This is a genomic window from Mycobacterium sp. E2479 (assembly GCF_001667925.1).
Lineage (GTDB): Bacteria > Actinomycetota > Actinomycetes > Mycobacteriales > Mycobacteriaceae > Mycobacterium.
Genome location: NZ_LZJR01000108.1, coordinates 1 through 3508, shown reverse-complemented (window position 1 = coordinate 3508; position 3508 = coordinate 1). Strand labels below are relative to the sequence as shown.

Annotated in this window: 1 protein-coding gene; it reads right to left on the bottom strand. The window is 67.5% G+C overall.

Going from position 1 to position 3508, the window contains the following annotated elements; translation table 11 throughout:
• On the bottom strand, positions 1-3508 hold a 3508-nt coding region (locus A5686_RS17020), incomplete at both ends, for a non-ribosomal peptide synthetase (RefSeq protein ID WP_156750115.1).

Genomic DNA, 3508 nt, shown 5'->3' with positions numbered 1-3508 from the left:
AGTCTGCCAGTTGGCTTCGCACCCCGGCCGCGTCGGCTGTCCCAGTCAGGTAGGCGACCAGGCGCTTGTCACCGGGACGGTCCTCGCGGGTGATCACCACCGCCTGCTCGACCCCAGGGAGCGTGGCCAGGACCGCCTGAATCTCACCCAGCTCGATCCGATACCCGCGGATCTTGACCTGCTCATCAGCACGACCCACATACTCGAGCTGCCCATCCGCACGCCAACACACCAAATCCCCAGTGCGATACATCCTTTGACCGGACCCCCCGAACGCACACGCGACAAACCGCGACGCCGTCAAACTCGCCCGGCCGACATACCCCACGCCAACCCCGGCACCGGCCACATACAACTCACCAACCACCCCAGCCGGCACCGGCCGCAACCACGCATCGAGCACGGCCAGGGCCGCACCCGCAACCGGGGTTCCGATCGGCACCGATTCCAAACCGGGGGTCAGCGCCGCGCTGATCGCGACGCACATTGTCGTCTCGGTGGGCCCGTAGGCGTTCACCATCACCCGCCCCGGCGCCCAACGGTCGGCCACCTCGACCGGGCATGCCTCCCCGACCACTACCAACGCCGCCACATCCAAGTGCCGCGGGGTGAGCGCAGCCAGGGCCGATGGGGTGTGCGTCAACACATTGACACGTTCGTCGATCAGCAGCTCGTGGAAGTCCTGCGGTGAGCGCGTAACTTCCTCGGGCACCACCACGACCCGGCCGCCCCGCAGCAGCGCACCGAAGATCTCCCACACCGACACGTCGAACGCCAGCGAATGACACAGCGCCCAGACACCCGCTCGGGGAAGGCCGGCATCCAACGCGGACAACAACTCGGTCACGTTGCGGTGGGTGATGGCCACCCCTTTGGGCACGCCGGTGGTGCCCGAGGTGTAGATCAAGTAGGCGATATCGCCGGGGGCCGGCGCCGGTGGCGCCATTTTGGGCTGAGTTTCCACCGCGGGGTCGTCGATATCGATGACCTGAATATCGGGGTGGTCGAGGCGTTCGGCCAGCGCGGCGATGGTGATCGCGGCAATTGGTGCGGCGTCCTCGAGCACGAAGCGGATGCGCGCGCCCGGCGTCGAAGGGTCGATCGGCAGATACGCCGCCCCGGTCTTGAGCACCGCCAGGATCGCCACGACCGCCTCGGCCGAGCGCGGCAAGTGCAGCGCCACACATTCCCCCGGCCCCGCTCCCCGGGCAATCAGCAGGTGCGCCAACCGGTTCGACGCCGCATCAAGCTCGCGATAGCTCATCGAGCGGCCGCCGAACCTGATCGCCACAGTCTCGGGAGCGCGGGCGACATGCTGGTCAAACAATGCCGGAATCGACACGCCGGTCGCGGGCGCGGTCAGCACCGCGCGGTTGCCGATCTCCGCGAGACGGATGTGTTCACTGGCGTGCAGCACGTCGATCGCCGACAGCCGCCGGCTGGGTTCGGTGGTGACCGCCTCCAAGACCCGCTGCAGCCGGGCGATAAGCGCCTGGACGCTTTCGGCGTCGAACACGTCGGTGCGGAACTCCACCGATCCGCTGATCCCGGCCGGCTCACCGGCCTCGGTCCACTGCTCGGCCAATGACAACGACAGGTCCATCCGCGCGGTGTGGGTGTCCACCGGCACCTGGGAAACTTGCATTTCACCCAGCGTGAACGTGGCGCCGGGATCGGCGGCCTGCCAGGCCAGCATCACCTGGACCAGCGGGTGGTGGGTTAGGGATCGGGTGGGGTTGAGTCGTTCGACGAGTACCTCGAAGGGCACATCCTGGTGGTCATAGGCGGCCAGGCTACGTTGTCGTACCTGTGCCAGCAGCTCGGCGACGGTGGGGTCGGCGGCCAGATCGACCCGCAACACCAGGGTGTTGACGAAGAAACCCACCAGCTCATCCAGGGCGGGATCGCGCCGCCCGGCGATCGGAAACGCCACGGCCACATCGGTACTGGCGCTCAGCTTGGACAGCAGCACCGCCAGGGCGGTCTGGACCACCATGAAACTGGTCGCGCCACTCTCGCGGGCTGACCTCACGACCTGCTGTTGCAAGGCCGCCGGCCACTGCACCGCCACGGTGGCGCCGCGTTGATCAGCGGTCGGTGGATAGGGCCGATCGGTGGGCAACACCAGCCGCTCAGGCAGCCCGGCCAAAGCCTGCTCCCAATACACCAATTGCCCGCCGATGCGGCTCTGCGGATCGTCAAGGTCACCGAACTGGGCGCGCTGCCACAACGTGTAATCGATGTATTGCACCGCCAGCGGCGCCCACTCGGGGGCCCGCCCCGCACACCGGGCGGCATAGGCCTCGCCCAAATCACTCACCAGCGGTGCGATCGACCAACCATCGGCGGCGATATGGTGCACCACCGCCACCAGCACATGCTCGTCCGCGGAGATCCGGAAAAGCCTTGCCCGCAACGGAATCTCGCGGCCCAGCTCAAAGCCGTGGCCGGCCACCTCCTCGATGGCGCGCTGAACCCGCTCCGCCGGCCAGCCGGCGGCTTCAACGATCTCCCAACCAATATCGGCCCCCTCCGGCGGCACCACCACCTGCCGGGGCACCCCATCGGCCACCGCAAACACGGTGCGCAAGCTTTCATGGCGGCCCACCACGTCGCCTAGCGCCGCCCCCAACGCGTCGCCGTCGAGCGGCCCGTCGAGCCGCAACGCCACCGCCATGTTGTAGACCGCCGACGGCCCCTGCAGCTGGTCGATCAACCACAACCGGTTCTGGCCAAACGACAACGGCACCACCGCCGGGCGCTCACCGGCCACCAACGGCTCCAGCCCACCCCCACCGGCGCCGACGCGCGACACCAACGCCCCAACCGAGGGTGCCTCGAACAAATCACGCACCGCAAGACCGGCACCCAACGTTGTATTGACTGCTGCGATCAGGCGCATTGCCGACAACGAATCCCCACCCAGGTCGAAGAAGGAGTCATCGAGCCCGACCCGCTCCACACCCAGCACCCGCGCGTAGATACCGGCCAAGACCTCCTCCATGGGCGTGGCCGGAGCCCGGTAACGATCAACATCGCCGTAGTCCGGCGCGGGCAGGGCCCGCTTATCGAGCTTGCCGTTGACCGTCAACGGCAACTCATCGATCACCACCACCGCCGCGGGCACCATGTATTCGGGCAACCGCTCGCCTAGCGCGGCACGCAACCCAGCTGGATCCGCTGTCCCGGCAACATACCCCACCAGCCGCTTATCACCAGGACGGTCCTCACGGGCGATCACGACGGCCTGCTCCACCCCCTCCAGGGCGGCCAATGCTGCCTGAATTTCGCCGAGTTCGATGCGATACCCACGAATCTTGACCTGCTCATCAGCACGCCCCAGATACTCCAACTCCCCCTCAGCGCGCCACCGCACCACATCCCCGGTGCGATACATCCGTTGACCGGTCCCCCCGAACGGGCACGCCACAAACCGCGACCCCGTCAACCCCGCCCGACCCGGATACCCACACGCACCGTCGACACCGGCCACATACAACTCACCCAC